We start from the raw sequence: 16605 nt of genomic DNA on the forward strand, positions 1-16605 counted from the left end.
ACGCCTGACAGCAGTAATGCGGTAGGGCAATGGCCGCCTCGCCAGGTGAAGCGGGTGGCTGGCGCGGAAAAGTGTGTTGACAGGAGTGTAGAGGCTGATGCATAAATTTGCATATAATTCAGATAATTAGTCGAATTATGAATTTTTTATGATAAATAGGCTATAAAAATCATGTTGTTACATTTTTGCAGGGTGACTGAATAATTGTCCGGGTCGGGTTGTCCACGTATAAAAAAGATGACATTATGACCGCCACTTTTTGACCCTGCTTCTTCATCACAGAGGACGTCGCCATGTCCGGTTCACCGCGCACTCGCCCGGATTACCGTTCGCTTTTTCCGGCGCACATCGTGTTTTCCACATTGCCGAACGCTTCGTTATTTCTCATGCGGTGAGGCCAGCCAGGCCGCGGTTGTGGGGCTTTTCTCCATGGGCTGCGTAATGCCTTTCTGTTAATAATTCGCCGGGGCGCTGTCCCCATGATTGTGCCTCAGGCACTTCCTCCCTGACGTTAGGGATTCTGTTATGACTCCACTGAAAATTGCTGCCAGCGCCGCTGTCGCGCCCAGTCTGACCCTGAACACCGCGCGTGACGTAGTGACGCTGGATAACACTGACTTTACTGATGTGGCAGCGGTTGTCGTTTCGCTGGCAGATACCCGCAGCGGTGTGCTGGCGCTGCTGCGGCATACCGGCTTTAATCTGCCGGTGTTTGTCGCAAATGCGTTTGAAGAAGAGGTGATGCACCTGCCCGGCGTCAGCGGTGAACTGAATGGCGAGCCGCAGGAGTGGATAGCGCTGGAAGCGGCTGCGCAGGCGTATGAAGCTGAGCTATTGCCACCCTTTTTCGAGACGCTGACCCGCTATGTCGACATGCAGAACAGCACCTTTGCCTGTCCCGGCCATCAGGGCGGCGCGTTCTTTAAAAAGCATCCGGCGGGTAAACAGTTTTATGACTTTTATGGCGAGAATGTTTTCCGTTCTGATATGTGCAACGCCGACGTCAAACTGGGCGATCTGCTGATCCACGAAGGCTCAGCCAAAGATGCGCAGAAGTATGCAGCAAAGGTGTTTAACGCCGACAAAACTTACTTTGTGCTTAACGGCACCTCCAGCGCTAATAAAGTAGTGACCAATGCGCTGCTGACCCGCGGCGATCTGGTGCTGTTTGACCGCAACAATCACAAGTCTAATCATCATGGCGCATTGATTCAGGCGGGTGCGACTCCGGTTTATCTTGAAGCGGCACGTAACCCCTTCGGTTTTATCGGCGGCATTGACGCGCACTGTTTCGATGAGGCTTATCTGCGCGGGCAGATCGCGGCAGTGGATCCGCAGCGGGCGGAAGAGGCGCGGCCTTTCCGCCTGGCGATCATCCAGCTGGGCACCTACGACGGTACGGTTTACAACGCACGTCAGGTGGTGGATCGCATCGGTCATCTGTGTGATTACATTCTGTTTGACTCCGCATGGCTCGGCTATGAGCAGTTCATTCCTCTGATGGAGGGCTGTTCGCCGCTGACCCTGGAGCTGAATGAGAACGATCCCGGCATCTTTGTTACGCAGTCTGTGCATAAGCAGCTGGCAGGTTTTTCTCAAACCTCGCAGATTCACAAAAAAGATAATCACATTCGCGGACAGCGGCGTTTCTGTCCGCACAAGCGACTGAATAACGCTTTTATGCTGCATGCATCAACCAGCCCGTTCTATCCGCTGTTTGCCGCGCTGGATATCAACGCCAGAATGCATCAGGGCGAAGCGGGGCGTCGCATGTGGGATGAGTGCGTCATGGTGGGCATTGATGCACGTAAAGCGATCCTGGACCGCTGTGAAATGATCCTGCCGTTTGTGCCGGAGACGGTAGAGGGTCAGCGCTGGCAGGATGCGCCCACTGAAACGATCGCCCGCGATCTGCGCTATTTCAGCTTTGAACCCCAGTCGAAGTGGCACGGCTTTGCGGGTTACGCCCGCGATCAATATCGGGTCGATCCCTGCAAGCTATTGCTAACCACGCCGGGCATCGATGCTGCCAGCGGCGAATACAGTGATTTTGGGATCCCCGCGACCATACTGGCGAACTACCTGCGTGAGAACGGCATTGTGCCGGAGAAGTGCGATCTCAACTCGATCCTGTTCCTGCTGACCCCGGCTGAGAGTCCGGAGAAGATGGCGAATCTGGTGGCGATGCTGGCGCAGTTTGAGCAGCATGTAAAAGAGGATGCGCCGCTGGCCGAAGTGCTGCCGACGATTTATCGCAAGAATGCGCAACGCTATGCCGGCTATACTCTGCGTCGCCTCTGTCAGGAGATGCACGATCTCTACGTCAGTCACAACGTTAAGGATCTGCAGCGTCTGATGTTCCGCGCTGCGGAGTTCCCGCCAGTGAGGGTCAATCCGCAGGATGCGCATCAGGCTTATATTCGCGGCGAAGTGGAGCTGGTCCCCATTGCCGATGCAGCCGGGCGTGTCGCTGCTGAAGGCGCGCTGCCTTATCCTCCTGGCGTGCTGTGCGTTGTGCCAGGTGAAGTCTGGGGTGGCGCGGTGCAGCGTTATTTCCTGGCGCTGGAAGAGGGGCTTAACCTGCTGCCGGGCTTCTCGCCGGAGCTGCAGGGTGTTTACACCGAAGAGGATGACCAGGGACAGAAGTATCTGGTGGCGAATATGATAGTGGAGCGCTGATCTGAGCGGGGGCAGAGGCGGGTAGCGGCCCGCCGGGCCTTTTTGTTCGTGTGGTGCAGCGCTAAAGCTGAAGTTGTTCGCTGCGCGAACGGGCGCTGAGAGGTTTTCGCTCGCTAGCCAGCATACTGACGCTGAGCGGGTTCCGCCCGCCAGGCGTGGGGGAGTTTCAGTTCGCCTGAGCTGGCGGACGTGTTAAGGGGCGTACGCCCGCCCCTTAACAATCCCGGCGTCCGGCTGCCTGCGCGCCCCGCTTTGCGGGGTGCCTTCGTCACGCCCTGCGGCCCGAGGACCGTCCGGACTCGCCATCCCTGGCTCGTTCCGTCCTTTCGCCGACGTCCTGTCGGCTCATCCTGGCCTCCGGTTGTTCCTCAGCGCTTCGGACGCCTCTGGTAAAACCCCTGCCTGCGATTTCTTTTTGCTTTCTGTGGTGCGGCGCTGTCTGATGGACCGAAAGCAAACTAATTTTGAAAACTTTCAGCGACAATGAATCAACATTTAAAGAAGAGATAAAAGCGGGGAAAGGGAGGCCGTCAGAACCGCTGAGCGGATGAGGGATTTCAGGACGAGCGACAGGGATGTCGCGAAGAGGCGGGTTCGCGCCAGGGATGGCGCGTCCCGACGGTCCGTGAGAAATCCTGAAGAAGCGAAGGGACCGCGAAGCGGCGGTGAAGCAGGCCGGAGCCCGGGGTCAAGGGGGCGCGGCGACTGGCGCCCCCTTGTTGGTCGCCTGCAGAGGCGTAACTGAAACTCCCCAACCCGCCAGGCGAACGAAACCTTCTCAGCGCCTGTTCGCGCAGCGAACCATCGGCCAGGCGGTCGGAACCCGCTCAGTGCCAGCTCGCTGCCAGGCGAACGAAACCTTCTCAGCGCCCGTTCGCGCAGCGAACAAACACCAGCTTCAGCTCCGTACTCAAGCCCCGTTCGCGCAGCGAACAACAACCCCGCTTCAGCGGGCCGATCAGAATCCCCGATAACTCTTCTGCGCAGTACTCACCTTATACAGATAACGACGCGACTCCGCCGATGGGTGCTGGTTCGCCAGGGTCGAGTAAACCTTGCTGGATGACATACCGTTGATCATCGAAAACGCCCGATCTTTATCGCTGGAGAAGACGCGCAACACGCTGCCTGCACCACCGTTATAGGCGGTGATCACCGCATAGCGGCGTGATACCGGATCCTGAATGCCGCCCAGATAGCTGCGCTGCAACAGCGACAGATAAGCCGTACCGGCATCAATATTGTTCTCTGGATCCAGCAGATAACTGCGACTCGGCTTGCCCCATTTACCCTTCATGCGGAAGACGTCAACACCGGCGGTGTGCTGCACCACCTGCATCAGACCCAGCGCATCAGAGTGGCTTACGGCGTAGGGGTTAAAGCTCGACTCGGTCTGCATAATCGCCAGGATCAACGAGGCATCGACACCATACTGTTCGGAAGCTTTACGCACCATCGGCAGGTATTTATGCGCACGTTTGTCCAGGTGGTTCGGCACCATCGGAATCGAAATGCTGTAAATCACATGCAGACCCGAAGTGCGACGCATCAACTTATTCTGGATCAGATAGTCAGCAAAAGCTTCCGCGCGGCCCTGCCAGCGAATCGGCTGACCGGTGTTATCCAGCACCTGACCATAGAGCAGCGGCTCTTTACTGATCTCGATGTCGTTGGCGTCAGAATAGAGATCGACATTACCCGGATCTTCACCAATCAACAGCGTGGTCACGATCGCCTGACGCAGACTGGCCATCGGATCGGTGCCAGAAATCGTCTCGATGGTCAGCTTACCGCTTTCAAAGTTGATGTGGCTGCGGGTGTAATAGTTGTCGCTGTATTTGACGTAATCTTTTGGTCCGGCGATCAGGACCTCATTGATACCCCAGATATTCTCAATATTATGAGCAAACTGCCCCATCAGAATATCAAAGGCGTTGGTGTCTTTTACCCACTCCTCGTGGGTCTGCTGCTTCTTTGACCCGGAGCAGGAAACCAGAAGTGGTGCTATCACCAGCAGGGCGATTAATTTTTTATTCATTGGGAATGCAAGCCTGACCTGGATAACCGGCCTCAGTGATGAGGCCCGGAATGTTTACGCTTCTGGCGGTGTATAGCCTTCGATATGAACGTCTTTACCTTCGAACAGGAAATTGATCATCTCCTTCTCCAGCACTTTACGATCTTCGGGATTCATCATGTTGAGCTTTTTCTCGTTGATCAACATGGTCTGTTTCGCCATCCACTTCTGCCAGGCTTCTTTGGAGATGTCGTTGTAAATACGCTTACCCAGGTCGCCCGGATAGAGCTGAAAATCCTGACCTTCCGCGTCGCGCTGTAAAAAAGTACAAAAAATGGTGCGGCTCATTACTCTTCCTCATTAATCTCACAACTGTCCAAAGCCAGTTGTCGGGGATGGCGCAGCTCGTGTAACAGGCGCTCAACGGGTGCAGCTAATCCCACAGATGGTGGCAGCGCTAAGTTATACCAGAGACCGCCTGCTTCATCCATCGCCGCCCCGGCAGAAGGCCATGACAGCCACATTGGCACGATATCAAGATGGAAATGGCTGAAGGTGTGACGAAACGCGGTTAGCTGCTGCGGTTTTGCATGGATGCCACGCGCCGTCAGCCAGTCGGTGAGCGCCGTTTCGGTGGTGAACTGCGGGAAGCAGAACAGACCGCCCCACAGGCCCACAGGCGGACGCTGCTCCAGCCAGACATCATCGCCATCCTGCATCATCAGGAACCAGCCGCTGCGTTCCGGCAGCACCTGCTTAGGTTTCTTGCCGGGATAGCTCGCCCAGCTGCTGCTGGCGTAAGCTTCACAGCCGCTGTTCAGCGGACAGATTTCACACTTCGGCTTCGATCGGGTACAGACGAGAGCCCCCAGATCCATCATTGCCTGATTAAACTGGCTGACGCCCTCGGCAGGGGTGACCTCTTCACTGATCTGCCAGAGACGTTTTTCGACCTCTTTTTTACCCGGCCAGCCGCCAATGGCATAGCAGCGAGCCAGCACACGCTTGACGTTGCCATCCAGAATCGGGAAGTGCTGGCCCAGCGACAGCGACAGGATTGCGCCGGCCGTGGAGCGGCCAACGCCGGGCAGGGCAGAGACATCATCAAAATTACGTGGGAACTCGCCCTGATGCACTTCAACAATCTGCTTTGCGGCTTTATGCAGATTACGCGCACGGGCGTAGTAGCCCAGCCCGGTCCAGAGATGCAGCACCTCATCGAGCGGTGCCGCAGCCAGATCGGTAACCGTGGGGAAGCGCGCCATAAAGCGTTCAAAATAGGGGATTACCGTGGCAACCTGGGTTTGCTGTAGCATCACTTCAGAGAGCCACACCTTATAAGGCGTTTTCTCCAGCTGCCACGGCAGGGTTTTGCGACCAAAGCGCTGATACCAGTCCAGCACCTGTTGCGCGAACTGCGGCGCTTGCATCATAAGAAGGAAATTTTCCGTGTTTACTCTACACTCAGGCAGGAATTCCAGCACATGCGCACCTGGGTGTAAACCGGAAGATTGCAAAGGCTTGCTTCTGCTTATGAACTTTGCATAATGCCCGTTTCCCGGAACAGGCTAACCAGCAGGCTTTTACATGATTAATGACGTCATCACCCCAGAATTTGATGAGAACGGGCGGCCATTGCGCCGGATCCGTAGCTTTGTGCGCCGCCAGGGTCGCTTAACAAAAGGCCAGCAGCAGGCGCTGGACACCCTGTGGCCGATCATGGGGGTGGAATATCAGCCGGAGCCTGTCGATCTGCCCGCGTTGTTTGGCCGCGAAGCCCCGGTGACGCTGGAGATTGGCTTTGGCATGGGTGCCTCGCTGGTCACTATGGCGCAGAACACGCCGCATCAGAACTTCCTGGGTATTGAAGTGCATGCGCCAGGCGTAGGTGCCTGTCTGGCTTCCGCGAAAGAAGCCGATGTGCAGAACCTGCGGGTAATGTGTCATGACGCGGTGGAAGTGCTGGAGAAGATGATTCCGGATAACTCACTGCGTATGGTTCAGCTTTTCTTCCCCGATCCATGGCATAAAGCGCGCCACAATAAACGCCGTATCGTTCAGGTGCCTTTCGCCGAGCTGGTGATGCGTAAACTGAAGCTGGGCGGCGTTTTCCACATGGCGACCGACTGGGAAGCCTACGCGGAACATATGCTGGAAGTGATGAACAGCATTTCTGGCTACCGCAACCAGTCAGAACAACACAATTACGTGCCGCGTCCTGAGACGCGTCCACTGACCAAGTTTGAGCAGCGCGGGCAGCGTTTAGGCCACGGCGTATGGGATTTAATGTTTGAGAGGGTGAAATAATGGCCACACAACGCAGCCGCCGTTTACGTAAAAAACTGCACATCGATGAGTTTCAGGAACTGGGCTTCTCGGTTGCCTGGCGTTTCCCGGAAAGCACCAGCGAAAGCGAAATTGATGAGACGCTGAACCAGTTCATCAACGAAGCGATCGATCCTAACGGTCTGGCTTTCGATGGCAGCGGTTACCTGGTATGGGAAGGTCTGGTTTGCCTGCAGAAAACCGGCAAATGTACTGATGAACATCGTGCGCTGGTTCGCAAATGGCTTGAAGACCGCAAGCTGCAGGACGTGCAGATGACTGAACTCTTTGACGTCTGGTGGGACTAAGTCGTCACACCGTGTCGGGCTGAGGCCCGATCAAAGGGTTTCAGACCCGATCTTAGGGAGTAGATATGATGCGTAAAACGCTTCTTGCTGTGCTGCTGGTAGCAGCAACTCAGGCTCAGGCAGCCTATGAATGCAGCGTTAAGCCTCAGGACGATGTGGTCATCAGACCACAGAGTGTGCAGGTGGTCGGTGCCAACGGCAATATGGAAATCTCGCCGCAGGGCGACGTGCAGTTCAATGGACAGAAGGTCACGCTGGATAATGCTGAGCGCCAGAAAGCGATCGACTATCAGAACGCGCTGCGTCGCGATCTGCCGTGGATCGACAGCGGGGCGACGTCACGTCTGGAGAAAGGGCGGGCGGCACTGGATCGGGTCATCGTTGAGAAACTGGGCACCGACAGCAACGTGCGCAATCGCCTGACCACACTGAATGGCCAGCTGAAACAGCAGATGAATCGCATTATTGAACACCGTGAAGACGGGCTGACGTTCCACCATCAGGCGATTGATCAGGTGCGCGCCGAAGGTGAAAGGCTGGTGCAGTCGACGCTGGGCGGCGTGATGCAGGATAGTCTGAATGAGATGGGCAGTAAGCAGGGCAGCGGTGGAAGTAATCCCCTGCAGGCGATTATGGGGAATCTTGGCGGTTTGCAGCAGTCGATTCAGGCTGAGTGGAGCAAACAGGAGCAGGATTTCCAGAACTTCGGCCACGAGGTGTGTAATCGCGTTATTTCGCTGGAAGATCAGCGTAAACAGCTTACGGGCGCACTGAAAAAATAAAAAACGCCTCAGCCTGCCGGGCTGAGGCGTTTTTTTTAACCCTTCCTCGCCTATTCTTCCGCTAAAAACAGCTCCAGCAGCGAGTTCAGGAAGAGTTTTCCTTTCTCCGTAATCTGCCACTGCTCAGCGGTTTCTATCACGTAACCGGCGGCAATCGCGGCATCCATCTGTGGACGAATCACCTGCTCTGACAAGCCGGTGTAGCGGCTGAATTCGTCACGCGGCGCGGCCTCCAGCAGGCGAAAGCGGTTCATAAAATATTCAAACGGCTTGTCGCTATCGGCAACGTCGTACTGCTTTTCGCGATAGTTGCCCTGCATAAACCCACGCGGATGACGGGTTTTCACCGTGCGAACAATGCGGCCATCTGGCTGCGTCAGCTTGCCGTGCGCGCCACATCCAATTCCCAGATAGTCGCCGAAGCGCCAGTAGTTGAGGTTGTGTTCACAGCGATAACCCGGCTTCGCGTAGGCGGAGGTCTCATACTGCTGATAACCGGCCGCCTGCAGCAACTGATCGCCCTGTTCGAAAATATCCCACAGCGCATCATCATCCGGCAGCACCGGCGGGCGTGAGCCAAACAGGGTGTTGGGTTCGATAGTGAGCTGATACCAGGAGAGATGCGGCGGATTCAGCGCAATCGCCTGACGTAAATCATCAAGCGCCTCTTCCAGCGACTGATCGGGCAGGCCATGCATCAGGTCGAGGTTAAAGCTGCGCAGCGACAGAGACTCCGCCAGTTCAGCGGCGCGGACGGCCTCTTCCGGGCCATGAATGCGGCCAAGGCGCTGCAGCTTTTGCGGGCTGAAACTTTGCACGCCAATCGAAATACGGTTAATACCGGCGCGCTGATAGGCACTGAACCGGTCCGCTTCCACGGTGCCCGGATTGGCTTCCATGGTCACTTCGGCATCAGGGGAGAGCGTCAGACGCGCCCGCACACCATCCATCAGCATCTGCATCGCGCTGCTGCTCAGCAGGCTGGGCGTGCCGCCACCGATGAAGATCGTGCGCACTTCACGGTCACCAATCAGCGACAGGTCGATCTCCAGATCGCGCAGCAGGTGCTGTACGTATTCAACGTGCGGCACCTCATCTTTTAGCGCATGGGAGTTAAAATCACAGTAGGGACATTTCTGTACGCACCACGGAATGTGGATATAGAGACTTAACGGCGGCAGATTAGGCATTACGCATGGCTTCCAGCAACAGCGTCAATGCTTTACCCCGGTGAGAAGCTGCACCTTTTTCCGCTTTACTCAGCTCGGCCGCTGTTTTACCCAGCGCCGGGACAAAGAAAATCGGGTCGTAACCAAAGCCACCGGTGCCAGAGGCGGAGCGGGTAATCTCACCCTGCCAGCTGCCGTGGAACACCAGCGGGGTCGGGTCTTCCGCATGACGCAGATAGACCAGCACGCAGTGAAACTGCGCCTGGCGCTGACCGTCAGGCACATTTTCCAGCGCCTGCAGCAGCTTCTCCAGGTTCTGCTGATCGCTGGCCTCTTCACCGGCGTAGCGCGCAGAGTAGATGCCAGGCGCGCCGCCCAGCGCATCCACGGCCAGGCCGGAGTCATCGGCAATGGCCGGTAATCCGGTGATCTGTGCCGCGTGACGCGCCTTGAGAATCGCGTTCTCAATAAAGGTCAGGCCGGTCTCATCCGCCGATTCAACCCCAAGGTCAGTCTGCGCGACGATATCCAGACCAAAGGCGGAGAGTAACTCCGCCAGCTCACGCACTTTGCCGGGATTGCCGGTTGCGAGGACAACTTTTTGCATAACAGTTCCAGTTTGATTCATTTACAGCAGATACCAGAGACCCGGGAACAGGTCCATGCCGAGAAAGTTCAGGGCATACAGCACCAGGATGACGATCATCGCTGAGAAATCGATGCCGCCCATCGCAGGCAGAATACGGCGAATCGGTGCCATCATCGGCTCGGTTAACTGCACCAGCAGATAATCGACAGGACCCCGACCCTGGCTAATCCAGCTCATCAGAGAGCGTACGATGATGACCCAGAAGACCAGATAGCCGGCGGATTTAACCAGCGACAGCAGGCCGACCAGCAGATTAGTCGGATCGACCGAGAACACACCCACCTGGATTAGCAATAAAATCGGGTATTTCAGCGTGGTCAGCACAAAGGCCAGCAGCAGTGAAGCAGTATCAATCGGCCCCAGAGCCGGCAGTATGCGGCGCAGTGGCTTAACAACCGGCTGTGTCACTTTAACGACAAACTGTGCCACTGGATTGTAAAAATCGCAGCGGGACCACTGCATCCAGATGCGTAACAGCAGCACCATGACGTAGAGATCGATCAGCGTTTTTACTAAAAACGTCAGTGTTAACATGAAGTTCCTCTATTATTGTTGTGAGTTGTGCGCATAATCTCGTGCGCCAAAAATGGCGGTGCCGATACGCACCATCGTACTGCCTGCGGCGATTGCCGCCTCCATGTCATCGCTCATTCCCAGTGAAAGCGTATCAATATCCGAATACTGCTGTTGCAACTGCCGGAAGGCTTCCGCCATCTGCTGACACACTGCCAGCTGACGCTGATAATCGCTCTCCGCAGCCGGAATCGCCATCAATCCCCGCAGCCGCAGTTGCGGCAGCGCAGCAATCTGCTCCGCCAGCCCGGAAACGGCCTCCAGCATGATGCCAGATTTGCTGTTCTCGTCACTGATATTTACCTGAATTAACACATTCAGCGGTGGCAGCGAGGCGGGCCGCTGATCGCTGAGCCGCTGCGCAATACGCTGGCGGTCAATGGTGTGACACCAGGCGAAATTTTCTGCCACCAGACGGCTTTTGTTGGACTGCAGCGGGCCGATGAAGTGCCACTCCAGCTCAGGATGTGCGGCCAGTGCCTGGACCTTTTCAACCCCTTCCTGAACGTAATTTTCACCAAAGCCAATCTGGCCTGCGGCAAAGGCTTCTTCGACCGCGCTCGCAGGTTTGGTTTTACTGACTGCAAGTAGGGTAATTTCTTCTGGTGCGCGGCCGCACTGCGCGGCAGCGGCGGCGATTCGCTGCCGCACTTGCTGTAGGTTCTGCTGGATTGAGGTCATAGTCAGGAGAAATTATGAATCTGGATGAAATGGTGGAGCTTAGTGTAAAGCATAATGCCGTCGATCTGCACCTTTGCAGCGGACATTTGCCCTACTGGCGACGGCAGGGACGGCTGGAGGCGATTCCACAGCAGGCCGTGCTCTCTGCTGACTGGATGGCGCAGTTTATGGCCCGCTGGCTCAGTGACCCGCAGTGTCAGGAACTGGCGAGCACAGGGCAGCTCGATTTCGCCCTGAGCCTGGCCTGCGGCCAGCGTCTGCGCGCAAACCTGTTTAAGCAGCGTAACGGCCTGTCACTGGCGCTGCGCATTATTGCCTCTGTGTGCCCGACGCTGGAGAGCCTGCAACTGCCTGCTATTGTGCCGACGTTACTGACGCAGCAGGATGGGCTGATTCTGGTGACCGGTGCCACGGGCAGCGGTAAATCTACCACGCTGGCGGCGCTGGTCGATGCGCTGAACGGCCAGCAGGCGCGCCATATCATTACGCTGGAAGACCCGATTGAATTTATTCACCACAGCCAGCAGTCGCTGATTCAGCAGCGCGAAATCGGCCTGCACTGCAGTTCGTTCGCCCAGGGGATAAAGGCGGCACTGCGTGAAGATCCTGACGTCATTCTGCTGGGCGAACTGCGCGACAGCGACACAATCAGACAGGCGCTAACGGCGGCAGAGACCGGCCATCTGGTGCTGGCAACGCTGCACACACGTGGCGCAGCACAGGCGGTAGATCGGCTGGTGGATGTCTTCCCGGCGGAGGAGAAGCATCTGGTGCGCACTCAACTGGCAGGCAGCCTGAAAGCGGTGATTGCACAGAAACTGGTGCCGTCTGCTGCCGGGTCGCGCATTGGACTGTTTGAGCTACTGATTGCCACGCCTGGCATCACGAATCTGATCAGGGAAGGCAAGATGCACCAGATCCCGGCAATGCTACAGACCGGCGCACAGGCCGGTATGCAGACGTTTGAGCAGAGCAGGCTGGCGCGTCAGGCTGACGGGCTGATTAAGCCGGAAGGTCAGTAATGGTTTTCGAACCAGTCCTGCAAAATGATGGCAGCAGACTGTGAATCAACCGACCCTTTATTGAGCGCGCGATAACCACCACGTTCAAACAGGCCAGCACGCGCTTCTACCGTGCTGAGTCGTTCATCCTGAAGCTCTACACGAATGCCAAAGCGACCGTGCAGACGGTTAGCAAATTTACGCGCGCGGTCAGTTAACGGCTGCTCAGTGCCATCCATATTGAGCGGTAAGCCGACGACCACGAAATCGGGCTGCCACTCTTTCAGCAGCTTTTCGATCACCAGCCAGTCCGGAATGCCATCCTGCGCTTTCAGGGCGGTCAGCGGTCGGGCGCTGCCAGTGAGTTGCTGCCCTACGGCGACACCAATACTTTTGGTGCCGAAATCGAAACCTAACAGAGTTTGAGTTGACATCAGGCGTGTCCGGCGTCGCTGGCCATGTTGTGAATATCGACGCCAATACTGCGCGCCGCTTCGCGCCAGCGCTCTGAAATCGGCGTCTGGAACAGGATGTTGCTGTTAGCTGGCGTCGTCAGCCAGGCATTTTCCATCAGCTCATTCTCCAGCTGATCTTTTTCCCAGGCACAGTAACCCAGCGCGACCAGCACATTGGTGGGCTGAGACGCCGTGCCGATGGACTCCAGCACGTCACGGGACGTGGTGATGATCGTGTTATCGGATACACGAATGCTGGAGGTAAACGTGCGTTGGGCTGAGTGCAGGATAAAGCCACGATCTTCTGCCAGCGGCCCGCCGGTAAACACCGGTTTATCCAGCTTGATCGACGGATCGCGATCTTCAGCAGAGATTTTCAGCTTCTTCAGAATGCCTTCAACCGTCAGGTTTTCCATGGGTTTATTAATGATCAGTCCCATTGCACCCTCTTCGTTATGTTCACAGATATAGACTACGGAACGTTTGAAGAAAGGATCCTGCAATGAAGGCATGGCAATCAAAAAGTGATGTTGTAAATTCATTGTCACACGATGTACCAAAAAAATAACCGGCACGCGACGACCGCACCGGTATTGGGTTGATCACGGAGCCTCGCCCCGGCGTTTTGCTCAGCCCAGGCGTTTCTCAATGGCATCCATCAACATGCCGGTGATGGAGATCGGGAACGCAGCCTCAATTTCACGTATGCAGGTTGGGCTGGTCACGTTAACTTCTGTCAGTTTATCACCGATGATGTCCAGACCGACAAAAATCAGTCCTTTTGCTTTCAGCGTCGGGCCAACACGACGTGCAATTTCCCAGTCGCTTTCGCTTAACGCACGTGCTTCACCACGCCCACCAGCCGCGAGGTTGCCACGCGTTTCACCGCCCTGCGGAATACGTGCCAGGCAGTAAGGCACCGGCTCGCCATCCACCACCAGCACGCGTTTGTCACCCTCTTTGATTGCCGCAATGTAGTTCTGCGCCATGCAGAAACGACTCTCATGCTCGGTCAGGGTTTCGGTAATCACGCCAAAGTTAGGATCGTCTTTCTTCACGCGGAAAATAGACGCACCGCCCATACCATCCAGCGGCTTCATGATGATATCACCATGCTCCTGCCAGAAATCACGCAGCTGCGCTTTGCTGCGGGTGACCAGGGTGTCCGGCGTAAACTCGGCGAACCAGGCGGTGTAGAGCTTTTCGTTACAGTCGCGCAGGCTCTGCGGCTTATTCACGATCAGCGTACCCAGCTCTTCAGCACGCTCCAGAATGTAGGTCGCATAGATGAACTCGGTATCGAATGGCGGATCTTTACGCATCAGCACCACGTTCAGATCAGCCAGCGGGATCACCTGCTCGCTGCCGAACTGGAACCAGTTCTCAGGGTTCTGCTCAACGGTCAGCAGGCGGGTGCGGGCAGACGCCACGCCACCACGCATGGAGAGATCGTGCATCTCCATGTAGTGAATTTCGTAACCACGGCGCTGTGCTTCCAGCAGCATGGCGAAGCTGGAGTCTTTTTTAATATTGATGGACGAAATAGGGTCCATCACGATGCCAAGTTTAATCATTATTATCTCCTCGGTGAGGCGGCATTGACCGCCTCGTCTGGTTCGGTCTGCAGTGGGCCGATGAGTCAGGACCGCTGAAAGTATCGCTTAACCCAGGTCGCCAAACCTCACCTGAAGTGCCGTAATGGCCGTCAGCGCGGTAGTTTCGGTGCGTAATACCCGTGGGCCAAGCAAAATGTCAGTAAAATCGTGCTGCGCCGTCATCGCAATTTCGTCCGCAGACAAACCGCCTTCAGGACCAATCAGCAGTCGTACCCGCTCAACAGGCTGTGGCAGCGTGTTGATGCTGTGACTGGCGCGGGGATGCAGGTTGAGCTTTAAACCGCTGTCAGCTTCCGCACACCAGGCTTCCAGTGTCATCGCTTCACGAATCTCCGGCACGCGATTACGTCCGCACTGCTCGCAGGCGGCAATCGCAATTTTCTGCCACTGCTGGATTTTTTTCGCCAGACGCTCAGCATCAAGCTTTACGCCACAGCGCTCGGAAAACAAGGGTGTAATGACATTCACGCCCAGTTCGATCGATTTCTGGATAGTGAATTCCATTTTTTCACCGCGCGACATCACCTGACCTAAATGCAGATGTAAAGGCGACTCGCGATCGTCCGGCTGGCTCTCTGTGACGGATACTTTTACACGCTTTTTATCAACATGCGTGATCTCTGCTGCAAAAGTCAGATTAGTGCCATCAAAGAGTTCCAGACGCTGACCTGCCGTCATCCGGAGCACGCGGCCTACATGATTGGATGCATCTTCATCCAGGGTAATTTCACTGCCGATGTCCAGGGGCCCGGCGTGATAGATGCGAGGTATGCGCATAAGATTCCTGAGACCGGACGCCGCGCTGCAGCGGCGTCATGGGAAAAAGAGCTAGTGTAGGGCAGGGATTTTAGCGCTGGCAAGCCTGCTGCACATAAGGATTGTGATTGCCCTGAACCTTTGCAATGCGCTGGTCGCGTTCGCACTCCCATTGGGTGACGGGATAGAGCCTGTCCCAGGCGGTAAACAGCTGCGTCTGCTGGCGCGAAATGCGCAGATGATACTGGTCGCGCATGTAGAAATAGGTGCGGGCAATGGCGCCACGCGCACGAGCGGGTGGCTCTGCCTGTTTGAGTTTAAAATCGATCTTCATCTCACACTGGCCGTACTGCTTCTCGCTGCCGTTCCATTGACTGTAGGCGAAGTTGCCACGGTCGCCATTCACTTCACCCACCGCAGGTTCCAGATTGTGCAGGTCAGTTTCAATGCGGCGATAGTCGGGATCTTTACTGCAGTTTTTGCGGCCTCCCTCCTGCCAGCACTGGCGCTGATGACCGAATTCCCATGCCGGCATCACATGTTCCCACTCAATACGTGCAGCGCGGTTCGCATTTTTGCGCACCTGGTAACCACAGCTGCTGAGATCGGGCGTGCCTTTTTTTCCCTGCCACTGAATTTTACAGCCGCAATAAAACGAACCTGGCGCATCGGCATTGATCGCCGCCGCAAAGGTTTTGGCCTGCTGAAAGTTATTCTGATGATAGTTATTCAGGTTGAGGGCGTCAGCGGCGGGGACAAACAGCAGTGCAACCGCCAGACTTAAAATGCGAGACATATTCCAGCTTCTACCTAATACGAAAAAGGGCGGCAGGTTAACAGAATGTGGAATAGGGCGGAATGGGGAGTGTTCTCAGGAGGCGATAAACTCGCCTGCGACCAGCAGGCTGCCACAGTGCACACAGCGATATTCACTCTCTTTGCGCAGCACCCGATTGTGGCGGCGCACCGTCAGCTGATGTTGCTGACACTGACAGCGGTAAGCGAAAGTGTTGCTGCGCACGGAGGCGATCTCAAACTGATGGGTGCGTCGTGCCGGAACGCCCAGCACATTCTCCATCATCCACTTCCACTCTTTGCCGTGGGGTGCGACGCGACCAAACTGCTTCCAGACCAGCAGATGCGCCAGCTCGTGCGGCACCACTTCATCGATAAATGCCTGCTGATTTTCCAGCAGCAGCACCGGATTGATGCGGATCTCCCAGGCAGTCAGCCAGGCGGTGCCCGCCGCCGTTCCGCGTTGCTGATAGAGCAGTTTCGGTTCCGGATAAGCGGTTTTCAGTACCTGATTTGCGCGCTCAAGCGACTGACGCAGTGAGCGCATAACGGCCTGCTGCAGGGCAATGGGGAGACGAGGTGTTTTCATGGTGCTCAGAATAATCGCCGCCGCGCAGGAACTCAACGTTAGCCGCAAACAGGGCCGCGCAGAGTCTATACTTCGCCAGCTGTCTCCGGATAAGCAATACGCCGTCCTGCCGATGGTGGGGAATGGCGAAGCCCATCGGCTGAAATTGCTGGATTAAATATAGTTATGGCCTTTTTTAGAATATTCTATTGCAGACATTCACTGGCGAGT

At 56.1% G+C, this 16605-nt stretch carries 19 protein-coding genes; 6 read left to right on the forward strand and 13 right to left on the reverse strand.

Annotated features, from left to right (window positions below; translation table 11 throughout):
* The first annotated feature begins 525 nt into the window (after positions 1-525).
* Positions 526-2679, forward strand: a complete 2154-nt coding sequence (locus tag KTJ90_RS03530) for an ornithine decarboxylase (protein ID WP_004571221.1) — start codon at positions 526-528, stop codon at positions 2677-2679.
* A gap of 958 nt (positions 2680-3637) precedes the next feature.
* Here KTJ90_RS03530 and mltC read toward each other — a convergent pair.
* Genes mltC through mutY form a run of 3 tightly spaced genes read right to left on the reverse strand, consistent with a single transcriptional unit; the run spans position 3638 to position 6129 of the window.
* Positions 3638-4717 (reverse strand): membrane-bound lytic murein transglycosylase MltC, encoded by a 1080-nt coding sequence (gene mltC / locus KTJ90_RS03535; RefSeq protein WP_003853410.1) that lies wholly within the window; start codon positions 4715-4717, stop codon positions 3638-3640.
* 54 nt (positions 4718-4771) lie between these two features.
* Positions 4772-5044, reverse strand: a complete 273-nt coding sequence (locus KTJ90_RS03540; protein ID WP_003853409.1) for an oxidative damage protection protein — start codon at positions 5042-5044, stop codon at positions 4772-4774.
* On the reverse strand, positions 5044-6129 hold the full coding sequence (gene mutY / locus KTJ90_RS03545; RefSeq protein WP_003853407.1) for an A/G-specific adenine glycosylase: 1086 nt from the start codon (positions 6127-6129) through the stop codon (positions 5044-5046). The genes KTJ90_RS03540 and mutY overlap by 1 nt, the downstream gene beginning before the upstream one ends.
* A 154-nt stretch (positions 6130-6283) precedes the next feature.
* Here mutY and trmB point away from each other — a divergent pair, with 154 nt between their 5' ends.
* The 3 genes from trmB to KTJ90_RS03560 all read left to right on the forward strand — a co-directional run bounded on the left by trmB (position 6284) and on the right by KTJ90_RS03560 (position 8111).
* The gene (trmB, locus tag KTJ90_RS03550) at positions 6284-7003 is read left to right on the forward strand and encodes a tRNA (guanosine(46)-N7)-methyltransferase TrmB (protein WP_003853405.1); all 720 of its coding nucleotides are present in this window, start codon (positions 6284-6286) and stop codon (positions 7001-7003) included.
* On the forward strand, positions 7003-7329 hold the full coding sequence (locus tag KTJ90_RS03555; protein WP_105099892.1) for a YggL family protein: 327 nt from the start codon (positions 7003-7005) through the stop codon (positions 7327-7329). Before trmB ends, KTJ90_RS03555 begins: the two co-directional genes overlap by 1 nt.
* 65 nt (positions 7330-7394) lie before the next feature.
* Complete coding sequence (locus tag KTJ90_RS03560; protein ID WP_003853402.1) at positions 7395-8111, forward strand: YggN family protein; 717 nt, start codon at positions 7395-7397, stop codon at positions 8109-8111.
* A gap of 50 nt (positions 8112-8161) precedes the next feature.
* Here KTJ90_RS03560 and hemW read toward each other — a convergent pair whose 3' ends face one another.
* From hemW to KTJ90_RS03580, 4 genes are read right to left on the reverse strand one after another with little or no spacing between them, the layout of a single operon-like run.
* Positions 8162-9301: a radical SAM family heme chaperone HemW gene (hemW, locus tag KTJ90_RS03565; protein WP_154926788.1), complete on the reverse strand. Its 1140-nt coding sequence runs from the start codon at positions 9299-9301 to the stop codon at positions 8162-8164.
* A complete protein-coding gene (locus tag KTJ90_RS03570; RefSeq protein WP_003853397.1) occupies positions 9294-9887 on the reverse strand; it encodes an XTP/dITP diphosphatase in 594 nt (197 codons plus the stop codon). Before KTJ90_RS03570 ends, hemW begins: the two co-directional genes overlap by 8 nt.
* A 21-nt stretch (positions 9888-9908) precedes the next feature.
* Positions 9909-10463 carry a YggT family protein gene (locus tag KTJ90_RS03575; protein ID WP_003853395.1) on the reverse strand — a complete coding sequence of 185 codons (555 nt, stop codon included), beginning with the start codon at positions 10461-10463 and terminating at the stop codon, positions 9909-9911.
* Positions 10464-10475: 12 nt separating this feature from the next.
* Positions 10476-11183, reverse strand: a complete 708-nt coding sequence (locus KTJ90_RS03580; RefSeq protein WP_008925687.1) for a YggS family pyridoxal phosphate-dependent enzyme — start codon at positions 11181-11183, stop codon at positions 10476-10478.
* A gap of 14 nt (positions 11184-11197) precedes the next feature.
* Between KTJ90_RS03580 and KTJ90_RS03585 the strand changes: the two genes are divergently transcribed.
* Entirely contained in the window at positions 11198-12205 is a 1008-nt protein-coding gene (locus KTJ90_RS03585) for a type IV pilus twitching motility protein PilT (protein WP_003853390.1), read from the forward strand.
* Here the strand turns inward: KTJ90_RS03585 and ruvX are convergent.
* The 6 genes from ruvX to KTJ90_RS03615 all read right to left on the reverse strand — a co-directional run bounded on the left by ruvX (position 12199) and on the right by KTJ90_RS03615 (position 16395).
* On the reverse strand, positions 12199-12618 hold the full coding sequence (gene ruvX, locus KTJ90_RS03590) for a Holliday junction resolvase RuvX (RefSeq protein WP_003853387.1): 420 nt from the start codon (positions 12616-12618) through the stop codon (positions 12199-12201). The two genes, KTJ90_RS03585 and ruvX, sit on opposite strands and share 7 nt — an antisense overlap.
* On the reverse strand, positions 12618-13181 hold the full coding sequence (locus KTJ90_RS03595) for a YqgE/AlgH family protein (protein WP_039660716.1): 564 nt from the start codon (positions 13179-13181) through the stop codon (positions 12618-12620). Before KTJ90_RS03595 ends, ruvX begins: the two co-directional genes overlap by 1 nt.
* Before the next feature lie 87 nt (positions 13182-13268).
* Positions 13269-14213, reverse strand: coding sequence for a glutathione synthase (gshB, locus tag KTJ90_RS03600; RefSeq protein WP_003853383.1), 945 nt, complete (start codon positions 14211-14213; stop codon positions 13269-13271).
* An 87-nt stretch (positions 14214-14300) separates the two neighbouring features.
* Positions 14301-15032 (reverse strand): 16S rRNA (uracil(1498)-N(3))-methyltransferase, encoded by a 732-nt coding sequence (gene rsmE, locus KTJ90_RS03605; protein WP_179898512.1) that lies wholly within the window; start codon positions 15030-15032, stop codon positions 14301-14303.
* Between the two features lie 70 nt (positions 15033-15102).
* A complete protein-coding gene (endA, locus tag KTJ90_RS03610) occupies positions 15103-15807 on the reverse strand; it encodes a deoxyribonuclease I (RefSeq protein ID WP_008925684.1) in 705 nt (234 codons plus the stop codon).
* A gap of 75 nt (positions 15808-15882) precedes the next feature.
* Positions 15883-16395, reverse strand: a complete 513-nt coding sequence (locus KTJ90_RS03615; RefSeq protein WP_078804940.1) for a SprT family zinc-dependent metalloprotease — start codon at positions 16393-16395, stop codon at positions 15883-15885.
* On the opposite strand from KTJ90_RS03615, the gene KTJ90_RS03620 reads away from it, so the two are divergent.
* A complete protein-coding gene (locus tag KTJ90_RS03620) occupies positions 16394-16552 on the forward strand; it encodes a hypothetical protein (RefSeq protein ID WP_003853375.1) in 159 nt (52 codons plus the stop codon). The two genes, KTJ90_RS03615 and KTJ90_RS03620, sit on opposite strands and share 2 nt — an antisense overlap.
* The last annotated feature ends 53 nt before the right edge of the window (positions 16553-16605 follow it).

The organism is Pantoea jilinensis, assembly GCF_019104105.1.
Classification (GTDB): Bacteria; Pseudomonadota; Gammaproteobacteria; order Enterobacterales; family Enterobacteriaceae; genus Pantoea; species Pantoea eucalypti.